General features: G+C 46.5%; 11 protein-coding genes. 4 read left to right on the top strand and 7 right to left on the bottom strand.

The features are described from left to right. Positions 1-83: 83 nt before the first annotated feature. From EA408_04425 to sufB, 4 genes are all read right to left on the bottom strand, one after another. Entirely contained in the window at positions 84-1304 is a 1221-nt protein-coding gene (locus tag EA408_04425; GenBank protein ID TVR73554.1) for a cysteine desulfurase, read from the bottom strand. Position 1305: 1 nt separating this feature from the next. Next, complete coding sequence (gene sufD, locus EA408_04420) at positions 1306-2673, bottom strand: Fe-S cluster assembly protein SufD (GenBank protein ID TVR73553.1); 1368 nt, start codon at positions 2671-2673, stop codon at positions 1306-1308. A 77-nt stretch (positions 2674-2750) separates the two neighbouring features. Beyond that, complete coding sequence (gene sufC / locus EA408_04415) at positions 2751-3512, bottom strand: Fe-S cluster assembly ATPase SufC (protein TVR73552.1); 762 nt, start codon at positions 3510-3512, stop codon at positions 2751-2753. Positions 3513-3560: 48 nt separating this feature from the next. Next, the gene (gene sufB, locus EA408_04410) at positions 3561-5009 is read right to left on the bottom strand and encodes a Fe-S cluster assembly protein SufB (GenBank protein ID TVR73551.1); all 1449 of its coding nucleotides are present in this window, start codon (positions 5007-5009) and stop codon (positions 3561-3563) included. A gap of 187 nt (positions 5010-5196) precedes the next feature. Here sufB and thiL point away from each other — a divergent pair, with 187 nt between their 5' ends. After that, entirely contained in the window at positions 5197-6237 is a 1041-nt protein-coding gene (gene thiL / locus EA408_04405) for a thiamine-phosphate kinase (protein TVR73550.1), read from the top strand. 12 nt (positions 6238-6249) lie between these two features. Here the strand turns inward: thiL and EA408_04400 are convergent, their stop codons facing one another. From EA408_04400 to lpxD, 3 genes are all read right to left on the bottom strand, one after another. Further along, on the bottom strand, positions 6250-7059 hold the full coding sequence (locus EA408_04400; protein TVR73549.1) for an acyl-ACP--UDP-N-acetylglucosamine O-acyltransferase: 810 nt from the start codon (positions 7057-7059) through the stop codon (positions 6250-6252). A 15-nt stretch (positions 7060-7074) separates the two neighbouring features. Continuing rightward, positions 7075-8472, bottom strand: coding sequence for a bifunctional UDP-3-O-[3-hydroxymyristoyl] N-acetylglucosamine deacetylase/3-hydroxyacyl-ACP dehydratase (locus EA408_04395; GenBank protein ID TVR73618.1), 1398 nt, complete (start codon positions 8470-8472; stop codon positions 7075-7077). A gap of 166 nt (positions 8473-8638) precedes the next feature. After that, entirely contained in the window at positions 8639-9685 is a 1047-nt protein-coding gene (gene lpxD / locus EA408_04390) for a UDP-3-O-(3-hydroxymyristoyl)glucosamine N-acyltransferase (GenBank protein ID TVR73548.1), read from the bottom strand. A 405-nt stretch (positions 9686-10090) separates the two neighbouring features. On the opposite strand from lpxD, the gene rimP reads away from it, so the two are divergent. The 3 genes from rimP to EA408_04375 are packed head-to-tail and all read left to right on the top strand — an operon-like array spanning position 10091 to position 14736. Next, positions 10091-10555 carry a ribosome assembly cofactor RimP gene (gene rimP / locus EA408_04385; GenBank protein TVR73547.1) on the top strand — a complete coding sequence of 155 codons (465 nt, stop codon included), beginning with the start codon at positions 10091-10093 and terminating at the stop codon, positions 10553-10555. A 19-nt stretch (positions 10556-10574) separates the two neighbouring features. Then, the gene (nusA, locus tag EA408_04380; protein ID TVR73546.1) at positions 10575-11813 is read left to right on the top strand and encodes a transcription termination/antitermination protein NusA; all 1239 of its coding nucleotides are present in this window, start codon (positions 10575-10577) and stop codon (positions 11811-11813) included. A gap of 58 nt (positions 11814-11871) precedes the next feature. Then, positions 11872-14736 (top strand): translation initiation factor IF-2, encoded by a 2865-nt coding sequence (locus tag EA408_04375; protein TVR73545.1) that lies wholly within the window; start codon positions 11872-11874, stop codon positions 14734-14736. Positions 14737-14798 lie beyond the last annotated feature (62 nt).

Below are 14798 nucleotides of genomic sequence, written 5' to 3'. Positions count from 1 at the left end.
AAAGTGTTACTGTTTTACCAGGTTTTGCCTAAGATGCCCGCCTGCCGTGCCGGGCGGTATATGGTTTGCCATGCAACCGGAGATCACCCAAACATCTCTTTTACCTTCTCAATGGCTTCGCAAAGCCTGTCAACCTCCTCGCGCGTATTGTACATGGCCATAGAGGCCCTTATAGTACCCCTTATACCGAACCGGTCCATTACCGGCTGGGCACAATGGGTGCCGGTACGAACCGCAATGCCGAACTTGTCGATCACCATTCCCGCATCGTATGGATGTATATCCTCAAGCACAAAGGAAATAACACTGATCTTATTCCGGGCATTGCCAAAAATGTGCAGTCCCCTGACAGAAGAAAGGCGCCGGGTTGCATATTCAAGAAGATCCTTCTCATATGCGGCAATTTCTTCAAGTCCGGTTTTTTCAAGGTACTCCAGAGCTGCTCCCAGCCCTATGGCCCCGATATAATTCGGGGTGCCCGCCTCAAACTTGAAGGGAAGGCGGTTGAACGTGGTCTTTTCAAATGTTACCTGGTCTACCATCTCGCCGCCCGTCTGGTAAGGCGGTATATCCTCAAGCAGGCTTTCCTTGCCGTATAGAACCCCTATACCGGTCGGGCCGTACATCTTGTGCCCCGAGAATATGTACATATCGGCGTCCAGGTCCTGTACATCGACCTTCCCGTGCTGCACGGCCTGGGCCCCATCAATGATTACCGGCACCCCCCTTTCATGTGCAAATGCGATCATCTCCCTTACCGGGTTGACTGTTCCGATTGAATTGGCAACATGCGTCAGCGACACCAGCCTGGTCCGGTCGCTGAAAAGCTTTTCATATTCAGCGGTAATGAGTTCGCCGTCATCATTAATGGGGATTATCCTGAGCCTTGCCTTCTTCCTTTCACACAACATCTGCCAGGGAACAATATTTGCATGGTGCTCCAATGCAGAGATTATAATCTCATCATCCTTATTGACATACTTCTCTCCGAGACTGAAAGCTGCAAGGTTGATCCCGGAAGTTGTCCCCCCTGTAAAAATGATCTCATGGTCATGCCTCGCATTGATAAACCGGCGTACCGTTTCACGGGCATCCTCATACTGCCGTGTAGTCAGGTCACTGAGGTAATGTACGCCTCTGTGTATATTGCTGTTGGTCTCACGGTACACCCGGTCCATAGACTCGATAACACTCACGGGTTTCTGGGTTGTGGCTGCATTATCTAAATACGCCAGCCGCCGGTTGTGTACCGTGCTCTTGAGGATAGGGAAATCTTCTCTTATTATATCTATATTGAACTCCATATTACCCGCATTGCATTGCGCAGTTGTTGCAACGGCTCAGCTCACCTCTCAGCCGCTTGTCAACCAGATCGTCTATCCTGTCCCTGAGAGCGTCGACCTTGATATTCTGAATTACCTCATGTGTAAAGGCAAACATAAGAAGCAACCTTGCCTCCCGCCGGTCAATACCACGCGAACGCAGGTAAAACAGTGCGTTCTCATCAAGCTGCCCCATTGTAGACCCATGGCTGCATTTCACATCGTCGGCATATATTTCGAGCTGTGGCCGTGAATACATCTTTGCATCATCGGTCAGCAAAATATTGTTGTTTGCCTGGTATGCATTTGTCTTCTGTGCATCACGGCGAACAAGTATACGACCGTTAAATGAACCTGATGCATAGTCATCAAGCACTCCCTTGTACAGCTGGTTACTGAAGCAATTGGGGGCCGCATGGTCAATGTGAACGAAGTTGTCTATGTACTGACCCTTGTCGGTCAGGTAGAGCCCCATGGTCTTGTTTTCGGCGCGCTCGCCGTCAAGCCTGACATAGACATTGTTCCTGATAAATCCGCCATGCAGTGATATGGTTATGGCCGACTGTTCCGACCCTCCTTCCTGCCGGCTGAATGTGTGTGTAACCTGCGAAGATCCGTTGTGCTCATTCTGAATTCTCGTGAGACTTAACTTTGCCCCTCCCGCGGTATATATCTCGTTCACCGAATTGGTGAGGAACCTGTGGGCAGATAGGGTATGGTCACAAACAACGATCCTTGCCTCAGCGTCTTCCTCAGCTATGAACAGGTTTCTGTGCTGGGTCATAAGATCGTTTTCAGCAATCATTATATTAACGACCTGAACCGGCTTTTTAACGCTGACCCCTTTGGGGACATATATGAATATGCCATCCTGGGCAAAAGCCGTATTGAGAGAAACCAGGCCGTCTTCCGAATCACCGGCATACTTTCCGTAATGTTTCCTGACGAGATCCGGATATTCTTTGGAAGCCTGTGCCAGGCTGCCGGCAATTATCCCTCCCGGCATCTTGCCGAGCATCTGCCCGTTATTATAAAACCTTCCGTTCACCAGAAGAAGGAGATTTGTTTCAAGATCGGGCACATCACAATGGAATATCTCCCTGATATTGAAGTTTACTTTCTTTTCGCCAAAATATTTCTCCAGATCGGCGCCGAAAACACCTTCAATATCAGCATAACGGTAGTTTTCGCTTCCCTTTCGGGGAAGTCCGGTCTTTGCAAACCTTTCAACAGCATCCTCCCTGAAAGAATTCATAAGATCCGAGGAATTACTATTGATTTCCCCTGACTTCTCCCTGTAAAGGCTGATGAAATGGTCCTTTAGTGATATTTTGCTGGTTACTGTACTCATAATTCAAATTTCGATCATTTTTAAACCCGGCAACCGGAGGAGAGGCTTTCTGCCATGCTGCTGACTGCCCGGTCATATCACTGTTTACCTTCAAGCTCCTCATTCTTTACCCATTCGTAACCCTTCTCCTCGAGCAGCAGGGCAAGCTCTTTCCCGCCCGACCTCACTATACGGCCCTTGTATAGAATGTGGACAAAGTCCGGTATTATATATTCCAGCAATCTCTGGTAATGTGTGATCACAATAATTGCATTTTCCGGAGATTTAAGATTGTTTACCCCTTTTGCAACCACCTTGAGGGCATCTATGTCAAGCCCCGAATCGGTCTCATCCAGTATGGCCAGTTTAGGCTCCAGCATCGCCATCTGAAATATTTCATTCTTTTTTTTCTCCCCGCCGGAAAAGCCTTCATTGACCGACCTGCTGGTAAGTGATGAATCTATCTCAACAAGCTCTTTATTTTCCCTCATCTTTTTCAGGAACTCAGAAGCCGATAACGGTTCCTCACCCCTGTGCCTGCGCATCTCGTTAATAGCAGTTTTCATAAAATTCACCATGCTTACTCCCGGTATCTCAATCGGGTACTGGAAGCCCAGGAAGAGCCCATCCTTGGCACGTTCTTCCGGTGATTTTTCAAGCAGGTCCTCACCGTTGTACCTCACTTCTCCCGAATCAACGCGGTACAGATCCCTTCCGGCAAGCACGGAGGCAAGGGTGCTCTTGCCGGATCCGTTCGGACCCATTATGGCGTGAACTTCACCCGCTTTTACCTCAAGATTGACACCCTTGAGTATCTCTTCTCCTTCTATGGAAGCTTTTAAATCCTTGATTATTAACATTCCTTGAGTTTTACACTTTAAAAATTAAGGGTTTTTCCCAGACAGCAATCATCCAACACTGCCCTCAAGACTTATCTGCAGCAGCTTCTGGGCTTCCACTGCAAACTCCATCGGCAGCTTGTTGAGCACCTCCTTTGCATAACCGTTAACGATAAGGCCTATGGCATCTTCGGTTGAAATTCCCCTTTGGTTGCAATAAAATATCTGGTCCTCACCGATCTTTGAGGTTGTTGCCTCGTGCTCGATGATGGCGCTCTGGTTGTCTGACTCAATATAAGGGAAAGTGTGAGCACCGCATTTATCTCCAAGAAGGAGTGAATCACACTGGCTGAAGTTCCGGGCATTCCCGGCGCCCCGCAAAACCTTTACCAGTCCGCGATAGCTGTTGTTGCTAAACCCGGCACTGATTCCCTTTGAAACAATTATGCTCCTGCTGTTCTTTCCTATATGTATCATCTTGGTACCGGTATCAGCCTGCTGATGGTTATTGGTTACAGCAACTGAATAGAACTCACCCGTGGTATTGTCTCCTTTGAGTATGCAGCTTGGGTATTTCCACGTTATCGCCGAACCGGTTTCAACCTGTGTCCACGATATCTTTGAATTATCTCCCTCACAGATACCTCGCTTTGTGACAAAGTTATAGATGCCGCCCTTGCCGTTTTTATCACCCGGGTACCAGTTCTGAACCGTCGCGTACTTCACTTCAGCATTTTCCATGGCAACTATTTCCACAATAGCGGCATGAAGCTGGTTCTCATCCCGCATCGGGGCAGTGCAGCCTTCCAGGTAACTAACATAGCTGTTGTCTTCGGCAACGATAAGAGTACGCTCAAACTGGCCGGTATTTGCAGCATTTATCCTGAAGTAGGTGGACAGCTCCATGGGGCAACGTACACCCTTTGGTATGTAGCAGAATGATCCGTCGCTGAAAACTGCTGAATTAAGTGCAGCAAAATAATTATCGGTGTATGGAACAACCGATCCCATATATTGCTTCACAAGGTCAGGATACTCACGCACCGCTTCACTGAAGGAGCAAAAGATGATCCCCATCTCTGCCAGGGTCTCCTTAAAGGTTGTCTTGACAGAAACACTGTCCATAACGGCATCAACAGCGACACCGGCAAGCTGCTTTTGCTCCTGCAGCGGTATACCCAGCTTTTCAAAGGTTTCAAGCAATTCCGGATCGACCTCATCAAGACTGTCCAGTTTGGCTTTCTGCCTGGGAGCCGAATAGTATATATGATCCTGGTAGTCAATCACTGGAATATCAAGGTGGGCCCAGCGGGGCATCTCCATCGTAAGCCAGTGCCTGTAGGCCTTTAGCCGGAACTCAAGCATGAATTCCGGCTCATTTTTCTTTTCAGATATCGTCCTGACAACATCCTCGTTAAGTCCCTTTCCTATGGAATCCTGCTCAATGTCGGTATAGAAGCCGAACTTATATTCCCCGGAAGTTACCTCGCTCAGTATTTGATCCTGTTCGTTCTGCATAAATTTATGAAACCGTATTATTTTATCAGGCCTTATTGATAACTTTGCATCCTGTTACGTTAAAGGCGCTCCTGCATTTGCCAAATTATCAGATTAAACGAATTGAATTAATCTAAATAAGTGCAAAGTTAGTAAAATAGTAACAAATTTTGTCCGCAATTGTTAACAGCTTGTTTCAAAACCAAAGATGAAAAAAAAGAAAAACAAGATAAAAGAACTGGGAGAATTTGGGCTGATAAGGCATCTTACATCGGATATCACGATGAAGAACCCCAGCACCCTTAAAGGACCCGGCGATGATGCCGCCGTACTTGATTACGGAGGAAAGCTTGTAGTTGTAACCAGTGATATCCTGATGGAGGGGATACATTTCAATCTGATCTACACTCCTATGAAGCATCTGGGATACAAGTCTGTTGTTGCAAACCTTTCTGATATCTATGCCATGAATGCCAGGCCGAGGCAGATAATAGTATCATTGGCTTTCTCCTCAAAGCTTACCCTGGAGCAGGTAGAAAACCTCTATGCCGGGATAAAGCTGGCGTGTGAAACATACAATGTTGATCTGGCCGGCGGCGACACCTCCACCTCCGTAACCGGGATGGCAATAAGCATCACTGCAATAGGCGAGGGAGAGAAAAATCGGATCGTATACCGGAACGGAGCAAAGAAAAATGATCTTATTTGTGTTTCAGGTGATCTGGGTGCGGCTTATCTCGGACTTCAACTGCTGGAGAGGGAGAAAAAGATATACCTCAATAATCCTGAGGTTCAGCCTGAACTGGAAGGATACGAGTACCTGCTGCAAAGACAGCTGAAACCTGAACCCAGGGCCGATATCATTGAGTATTTCAGGGAGCATAATGCAAAGCCATCTGCAATGATAGATATATCTGACGGCCTTTCATCAGAAGTCATGCACATATGTAAAGAATCAGGTACCGGATGCAAACTCTTTGCCGAACATATTCCAGTTCACAGTGAAACAGAAAAACTGGCAGCAGAATTCAATATAACCCCGCTTGTTGCAGCTCTGAACGGAGGAGAGGACTATGAGCTTCTGTTCACGGTATCACCTGGTGAATTTGTAAAGCTTAAGGAGAACCGGGACATAAGAACGATCGGACATATAACTGACAGGGAGAGCGATTGCAACCTGATCACCCATGACGGTTCGTTCATTCCACTTCAGGCACAGGGATGGAATGCCTGGCATGATAAGGACTGATCTTCGGCCTGATCAGGCGTCATCTTCCTCCCGTGGATCTGTTTCAGGATCATACCCCTTGATTATTCCCCTTGTTGATTCCCTGACAAACTCCACGACAAGATCCCTTTCATTACTTTGCGGAAGTTCACTGAGTATCCTCTCTATTGCCTGCGAAGTATTCAGCCCTTTCTGATAGAGTATCCTTAAAACATCCTGTATGGCATAAATCGTTTCATTACTGAAGTTTCTTCTTCTGAGCCCTATTGCATTAACTCCAACATACCTGAGTGGCTCGCGCGATGCCCGAATAAAGGGCGGGATATCTTTCCTTACCTTTGAGGCTCCCCCAACCATTGTATGTGCACCGATCCTGCAAAACTGGTGTACGGCTGTCATGCCGCCGATAATTGCAAAATCTCCAACTTCAACCTCGCCGGCAAGTCCCACACTGTTAACAAGAATCGAGTTATTCCCGATCAGACAGTCATGGGCAACATGAACATAGGCCATTAGCATGGTGTTGCTTCCAACTGCCGTTCTGCCCTTTGCGGCAGTACCCCGGTTAACTGTAACGCACTCCCTGATTATGGAGTTATTGCCTATCTCGGCATAGCTCTCCTCACCCCTGAATTTGAGATCCTGTGGGATAGCTGAGATAACGGCACCGGGAAAGATTTTGCAGTTTTTGCCTATCCGTGCACCATCCATTATTGTTACATTCGGGCCTATCCAGGTGCCGTCGCCAATAACAACATCTCCTTGTATGGTCGTAAATGCCTCTATTACTACGTCCTTGCCTATCTTCGCATCCGGATTGATTACATTCAGCGTTTTACTCATTAATTAAGCTTATGATTATTCTTTATTCCTGATTATCTGGGCCATCAGTTCCCCTTCCGCGGCAACCTCATCTCCGACGAATGCCCGCCCGAACATATAAACAATCCCCCTGCGCACCGGGGCCAGGTATTCAAGTTGAAAAACCAGGGTGTCGCCAGGAACCACCTTGCGCTTGAACTTCACCTTGTCTATTTTCAAAAAATAGGTTGAATATTTTTCAGGATCAGGCACCGATGTCAACACGAGTATACCCCCGACCTGGGCCATTGCCTCAACCTGCAGCACACCGGGCATTACAGGTTCATCAGGGAAATGCCCGACAAAGAAACCCTCGTTCATAGTCACATTTTTCACTCCCACGATGGTGGATTCGGTCACTGCCATGATCTTGTCAACCAGCAGAAAGGGCGGTCTGTGGGGAAGTATTCCCATTATCTGGTTGATGTCAAAAACAGGTTTGGCTTTGGGATTATATTCAGGAAAAACCGTCCTTTTCTCCTCTTCCTTTATCATTTGCCTAATTTTCCTGGCAAGCTTGTTATTTGCATAGTGTCCGGGGCGGCTGGCCACGATCCTTCCTTTGATCGGGCGCCCGATCAGGGCAAAATCACCTATTATATCCAGGAGCTTATGCCTTGCCGGTTCATTGGGAAAGTAAAGGTCTACATTGTTAAGCACCCCCTCGGAATTTCTTTTAATCCTCGGTTTGTTGAAAAGGTCGGCAATACGGTCCAGCTCCTCCTGCGGGACCTCCTTATCGAGTATTACAATTGCATTTTCAAGGTCACCGCCTTTGATAAGATTATTTTTAAGGAGAAACTCAAGTTCGTGAAAAAATACAAAAGTCCGGCACGGAGAAACCTCACTTTCAAAATCCTGCAGTCCGGACAGGGAGGCATACTGGTTTCCAAGCACCTTCGAATTATAGTCAATCATAACATCGACAGAGAGCCTGTCGTCAGGAAATATAACTATCTCAATCCCCTTTTCCTGATCCGCCCAGACTATCTTCTCTTTTATCTCATAATAGTTCTTCTCCTTTTCCTGTTCAACAATACCCGCTTCCTTAAGGGCGCGCACTATGAACTTGGAACTGCCATCTATTATCGGTGTCTCCGGGCCATTGATCTCCATGAGTATATTGTCTATTTCCAGCCCGTACAACGCAGCCATGACATGTTCAATGGTCCCTACCTTAACCCCGTTCTCTTCAATGGTCGTTCCACGCGATGTATCAGAAACATATTCGGCCCATGCATGCAGTTCCGGTTCACCGTCAAGATCGATCCTTTTGAATACATAACCATGATCAACAGGAGCAGGCCTGAATGTAAGGTCAACGTTCACACCGGTATGCAATCCCTTTCCACTTAAGGTAACCGACTTATTTAGAGTTTTTTGTTTTTTTGCCATCTGGGTGGTTATAACAGAAATTCTGATAAAAATTTCCGCAATATACAAATTTTCAACTAAATCGAAGGAAACTGGTACCAGTTTTTACCTGAAATTACCATAGCCCGGTGATTCTGCAGGATCTCTCATTACCAGAAACCGGACCATTTTATTACCTGATCTAAGCTCACTCCTTTTTCCTGTTTCCGGCTTCTCCAAGTTCTCTTTCAATTCTCTCAAGCCTGCTGTAGATCTGTGGCAATTTCCTGAAGAATACATATGACCTTTGATAACTGCTGTACCGGAATGACGGCGAACCCTGAACAGTAGTGTCCTTTTCATTTATACTGCCACCAACACCCGATTGGGCTGCGATCCTGGTACCATCGGCAATATTAAGGTGACCGACAATACCTGCTTGTCCGCCGATCATGCATCCTGCACCGATCCTGGTAGATCCGGCAATCCCCGATTGAGCAGCAATTACAGTATTCTCTCCGATCTCAACATTATGAGCCACCTGTATCAGGTTATCAAGCTTTACTCCCCGCCTTATGATTGTAGAACCGATCATGGCCCTGTCGATTGTACAGTTGGCGCCTATCTCAACCTGGTCTTCTATAACCACATTTCCTACCTGCGGTATCTTCTTGTAATTCATGCCGGTTTGCGGGGCAAAACCAAAACCATCACTGCCAATCACAACACCTGCATGCAACGTGCACTCCTTGCCGATAACGGAATCATGATAGATCTTTACGCCCGGATGAATAACGGTATTATTACCTATCGTGACATTCTCCCCGATATACGAATGGGAATGTATTATCACGCTGTCACCAATTACAACACCTTTGGATATAACCGAAAAATGGCCTATGTAGACATTTTTGCCCGTTATGGCAGAGCTGTCTACAAAAGCGTTTTCGGTAACTCCTGCCGGAGCGGGTTTCATCTGCTCCCTTAATTGCAGCAGAGCTGCAATGGCCTGGTAGGCATCATCAACCCTTATCAGGGTGCAACCTAATCTTTTTGAGGGCGTAAACTCCCTGTTTACAAGAACCACCGATGCCTTAGTGGTATATAGGTACTTTTCATATTTCAGGTTTGACAGGAAGGTCAGGGTTCCCTGCCTTCCTTCCTCAATTCTGGAAACATCATCAACCGTCACCTCACTATCCCCCTCCACTGTACCCTTCAGGTATTCCGCTATCTGTCCTGCTGTAAAATGCATCTTTTTAACATATTATTATCCAGGCCTTAAGCCTGAAACTATCAATTACAATTCAATTACATTGCTCCGTATCTTTCGGGTAGCAAAGAAAATACTTTTTAACTATTTTGATAACACCGAAACATTAAGCATATCCGAGGCTTCCAAAATACCGGCAAGCTCACCTGAATTAAAAGAAAACTTATGTTTTAATGCAGACCCACGGGAGCAGAGAGCTTAACATTTTTATACAGTCGCAAAAATAAGTAAGATTTGTCATTTATCCCCTTCGTTAAGGGAAATGTTCTAATTTTCAGTCGCATATTTTTGTGTTTTCGGTAATTATTTATATTTTTGCAGGTTGAATGTTGAAGAGTAATAAGACGTAGGGGACTAAAGTCCCCTATTTTAATAGATAGTACCGGAATGATCGGCAAAGAAAAGATACAGGAGCTGGTTTGCAGACATACTGAGGGAACAGGGCTCTTCCTTGTGGATATTCATGTATCACCATCCAACAGCATCAGGGTGCTGGCAGACAGCAAGGAGGGCATCACCCTGGAGGAGTGCGTGCAACTATCAAGGGCTATTGAAAGCAGCCTGGACAGGGAGGCTGAGGATTTCAACCTTGAAGTCTCCTCACCCGGACTGTCAGAACCGCTTAAGGTGATACCCCAGTATGAAAAGAACATTGGCAGGGAGCTGGAGGTATTATCAGTCGACGGAAAGAAGATAAGGGGCAGGCTCACGGGGCTGAGCGGCAAGGGTGTGATCATTGAACAGCTCGTCAAAATAAAGGGAGATAAGAAAAAGCCTGAAATTAAACCGGTAAAAAGTGAACTCGGCTTTGACAGCATCAAAACCGCTAAGCTTGTAATAACATTTAAATAATTGGAAAAGATAAATTAAGATGGAAAATTTGAATCTCACAGAACCATTTTCTGAGTTCAAGGAGCTGAAGAGCATAGACAGGGCGACAATGATGAGCGTGCTTGAAGATGTTTTCAGAAGCATGCTGATCAAATATTTTGGTACTGACGAGAACTTTGACATTATTATCAATATAGACAAGGGTGATTTTGAGATTTGGAGGAACAGGGAGGTTGTGGAGGACGGAAGCGTTGAGGATCCAAACCTGCAGATACCGATTTCCGAAGCACAGAAAATTGATCCGGAATATGAGATGGGGGAGGAAGTCACCGATGAAGTAAAACTTGCAGATTTCGGCAGAAGGGCTATACTGGCCCTGCGCCAGAACCTCACTGCAAGGATCATGGAGCTTGAAAAGAATAATGTTTACCTGAAATACAAGGACCGGATCGGCGAAATAGTCACCGGAGATGTATACCAGGTATGGAAACGGGAGATACTCATTCTCGATGACGAAGGGAACGAACTGATACTTCCCCGCACAGAGCAGATCCCGACCGACTACTTCAGAAAGGGTGACACTATCAGGGCCGTGGTCATCAAGGTTGAAATGAAGAACAATATACCGCTTATTATACTGTCAAGAACCTCTCCTGTTTTCCTTGAGAGGCTTTTCGAACTTGAAGTGCCGGAAATATATGACGGACTGATAACCATTAAGAAGATTGTCCGTGTGCCCGGCGAAAGAGCGAAGGTTGCCGTCGAATCCTATGATGACCGAATCGATCCGGTTGGGGCGTGTGTGGGTATGAAAGGTTCCCGGATACATGGCATTGTCAGGGAGCTCAAAAATGAGAATATTGATGTTATAAACTACACAACCAATGTCCAGCTTTATATTTCCAGGTCGCTCAGCCCCGCAAAAATAAGCTCCATTAAAATAGTTGAAGATGAAAAGCGGGCCGAGGTATTCCTCAAGCCAAACGAAGTATCCCTGGCTATCGGCAAAGGCGGTCTCAACATCAAACTTGCGGGTCAGTTAACCGAGTATGAAATAGATGTATTCCGGGATACTGAAGGTGAGGATGAAGAAGATGTTAACCTGGATGAATTCGGCGACGAAATAGAAAGTTGGATCATTGACGAGCTAAAGGCAGTTGGATGCGATACAGCAAAGAGTGTACTTGAACTGCCGGTTGAGGATCTTGTAAAAAGGACCGATCTCGAAGAGGAGACAATCCGGGAAGTGGTCAAAGTTTTAAAGGCGGAATTTGAATAACTGTCAATGAAGCGAAATACCCCTTTTGGGGGAATTACAAATACGAGAGGTTTTTAATATGTCAGAGGTAATCACTACAAAAAGACTTAGCAAGGTAGCAAGGGAGTTTAACCTTGGGATATCAACTATTGTTGAGTTCCTCAAGAAAAAGGGATTTGACATTGATGCCAACCCGAACACCAAGGTTACTGAAGAACAGTACCACCTTTTGCTGAAGGAATACAGTTCAGAGATCAGTGTGAAAAAAGAGTCTGAAAAGATAAGTCTGAGGATTGCCCGTGAGAAGAAAGAAAGCATATCCATTGATGATGAAGAAAAGCAGCCCTCTGATGAGGAAGAAACAGAGCCATCTGAGAGTGCTGATGAAGTTCTCATAAAAGATACAGCAGCCAAAAAGCCTGCTGAACCTGACACAGCCAAGCCTCCCGTCGAAAAGAAAGATGAACCTGCAGAAGAGGCTAAGGAAGAAGTACCCTTGCCGGAAGAACCGGAGGAAGATCCTCAGGTCACAGAAAAAGAAGAGGAGGGACCTGGTTTGAAAATTGTTGGGAATATCGATCTTGACAGCATCAACCAGAAGACCCGCCCTGGAAAGAAACCCAAATCCGCAGAAAAAGAGCAGAAAGAGAAAGTTAAGCCGCCCGGGGATGAGAAGAAAGAGGTCACTGAGAAGGACCAGGAACCGGATGCAGTAACTGAAGAGAGGGAACCGGAGAAAAAGGAACCTGAAAAAAAGGAGCCTGAAAAAGAATTGCCTGAAGATGACGTTTTTAAGCACAAAGTAAAAAAGCTGTCCGGGCCCACTGTAATCGGTAAAATTGATCTGCCTGTAAAGGAGAGGAAAAAACCTGTTGCATCATCAAGCGATACTGAAAAAGGAAAGAAAAAGAAGCGGAAACGGATACGCAAAGACACCTCAGATGCGGGCATTCCATCCGAAACCCCAGGTACTGTTGCGGGCGACCAGAAGAAATCAAAGCTAAGAAAAAGTAAGAAAAGACCGGTAAGACATGAAATCAGTGAAGAAGACGTTCAGAAGCAGATAAAGGACACACTTTCCAGATTGACATCAAAGGGCAAATCAAAAGGAGCGAAATACAGGCGCGACAAACGCGAGATGATGAGCCAGAAACAGCAGGAAGAGTCCGAGAAGCTCGAGATGGAGAGCAAAACCCTGAAGGTAACAGAGTTTGTCACGGTCAACGAGCTGGCCACGATGATGGATGTGCCTGTTAATGAAATAATTTCCTCATGCATGAGCCTGGGCCTTTTTGTATCTATCAATCAAAGGCTCGATGCTGAAACCATCGCACTTGTTGCAGAAGAGTATGGATTTACGACCGAGTTCGTAAGTGCCGATCTTCAGGAGGATATAGACCTTGACGACGACCATGACGATGAAGCAAGTCTCACAGATCGTTCCCCTATCGTAACAGTAATGGGTCACGTCGACCACGGTAAGACATCTCTTCTGGACTTTATACGCCAGGCCAATGTGATTGCTGGAGAAGCAGGGGGCATCACCCAGCACATCGGAGCCTACAGTGTTGAGATTGATAATGGTAAAACAATAACCTTCCTTGATACTCCCGGGCACGAAGCATTTACCGCCATGAGGGCGAGGGGTGCCAGGATAACGGATATTGCCATAATAGTTATCGCAGCCGACGACAGTGTAATGCCCCAGACAGTTGAGGCAATCAATCATGCACATGCTGCAGGGGTACCGATAGTCTTTGCAATAAACAAAATTGACAAGCCCGGTGCCAACCCTGAAAAGATCAAGGAACAGCTCGCGAACATGAATTTCATGACAGAAGACTGGGGTGGTAAATACCAGTCACAGGAGATATCGGCAAAGAGCGGGACCAACATCGACAAGCTCCTTGAAAAAGTGCTGCTTGAGGCAGAACTGCTTGAGCTGAAAGCCAATCCCGAAAAACTGGCATCAGGCACTGTAGTCGAATCTGAACTTGACAAGGGCCGGGGATACATCACCACCGTTCTGGTTCAGACCGGCACACTGAAAATTGGCGACATTCTGCTTGCCGGAACACACTACGGGCACGTCAAGGCCATGCACAACGAACGGGGTAAGCCCATAAAAGAAGCAGCCCCGTCAACCCCGGCACTGGTGCTCGGCCTTAACGGTGCACCGCAGGCAGGGGATAACTTCAATGTTATGGCTACCGACCGGGAGGCAAGGGACATTGCAAACAAGCGGGAGCAATTGCAGCGTGAACAGGGGCTGCGTACCCAGAAGCACATAACACTTGATGAGATTGGCAGGAGAATTGCCATAGGCAATTTCCAGGAGCTCAATATAATAGTCAAAGGTGACGTTGATGGCTCAGTCGAGGCAATATCTGATTCGCTCATTAAGCTGTCGACCGATGAGATCCAGGTACGGATAATCCATAAGGCTGTTGGACAGATAAGTGAGTCGGATATCCTGCTGGCAGCCGCATCAAATGCCATTGTAGTAGGTTTCCAGGTACGGCCGTCACTGGCAGCCAGAAAACTCGCAGAGAAGGAAGAGATTGACATCAGGTTGTACTCGATCATCTATGATGCAATAAACGAGATTAAATCCGCAATGGAAGGGATGCTGTCGCCCGAGATTAAAGAAGAGGTCGTTGCAACCCTGGAGGTAAGGGAGACCTTCAAGATCACCAAGGTAGGAACAATAGCCGGCTGCTTTGTCAAAGACGGCAAAATCCACCGCAATACTAAAATCCGCCTCATAAGAGACGGGATAGTTGTACACTCAGGAGAACTCGGCTCCCTGAAGAGATTCAAGGATGATGTCAGGGAGGTAGCTTCCGGGTATGAATGCGGGCTGAATATTACCGGCTACAATGACATCAAGGTAGGCGATATCATTGAAGGTTACAAGGAGGTGGAATACAAGAAAACACTCTGATCGCTATCCCGGTTAAACAAAAATAAAGTCTTTCAGGATAATGCCGTCCAGGTTCCGGCATT

The sequence above is a fragment of the Marinilabiliales bacterium genome, assembly GCA_007695015.1.
Taxonomy (GTDB): domain Bacteria; phylum Bacteroidota; class Bacteroidia; order Bacteroidales; family PUMT01; genus PXAP01.
The sequence above is the reverse complement of the archived record's forward strand: the minus strand, read 5'-3'. Positions and strand labels throughout refer to the sequence as shown.

Bases quoted from the DNA above. Each gene is read 5' to 3' on its own strand.
- EA408_04375 (TVR73545.1), top strand. From the start codon at position 11,872: ATGTCAGAGGTAATCACTACAAAAAGACTTAGCAAGGTAGCAAGGGAG.
- EA408_04400 (TVR73549.1), bottom strand. From the start codon at position 7,059: ATGAGTAAAACGCTGAATGTAATCAATCCGGATGCGAAGATAGGCAAG.
- EA408_04425 (TVR73554.1), bottom strand. From the start codon at position 1,304: ATGGAGTTCAATATAGATATAATAAGAGAAGATTTCCCTATCCTCAAG.
- sufC (TVR73552.1), bottom strand. From the start codon at position 3,512: ATGTTAATAATCAAGGATTTAAAAGCTTCCATAGAAGGAGAAGAGATA.
- rimP (TVR73547.1), top strand. From the start codon at position 10,091: ATGATCGGCAAAGAAAAGATACAGGAGCTGGTTTGCAGACATACTGAG.
- sufB (TVR73551.1), bottom strand. From the start codon at position 5,009: ATGCAGAACGAACAGGATCAAATACTGAGCGAGGTAACTTCCGGGGAA.
- EA408_04395 (TVR73618.1), bottom strand. From the start codon at position 8,472: ATGGCAAAAAAACAAAAAACTCTAAATAAGTCGGTTACCTTAAGTGGA.
- sufD (TVR73553.1), bottom strand. From the start codon at position 2,673: ATGAGTACAGTAACCAGCAAAATATCACTAAAGGACCATTTCATCAGC.
- lpxD (TVR73548.1), bottom strand. From the start codon at position 9,685: ATGCATTTTACAGCAGGACAGATAGCGGAATACCTGAAGGGTACAGTG.
- thiL (TVR73550.1), top strand. From the start codon at position 5,197: ATGAAAAAAAAGAAAAACAAGATAAAAGAACTGGGAGAATTTGGGCTG.
- nusA (TVR73546.1), top strand. From the start codon at position 10,575: ATGGAAAATTTGAATCTCACAGAACCATTTTCTGAGTTCAAGGAGCTG.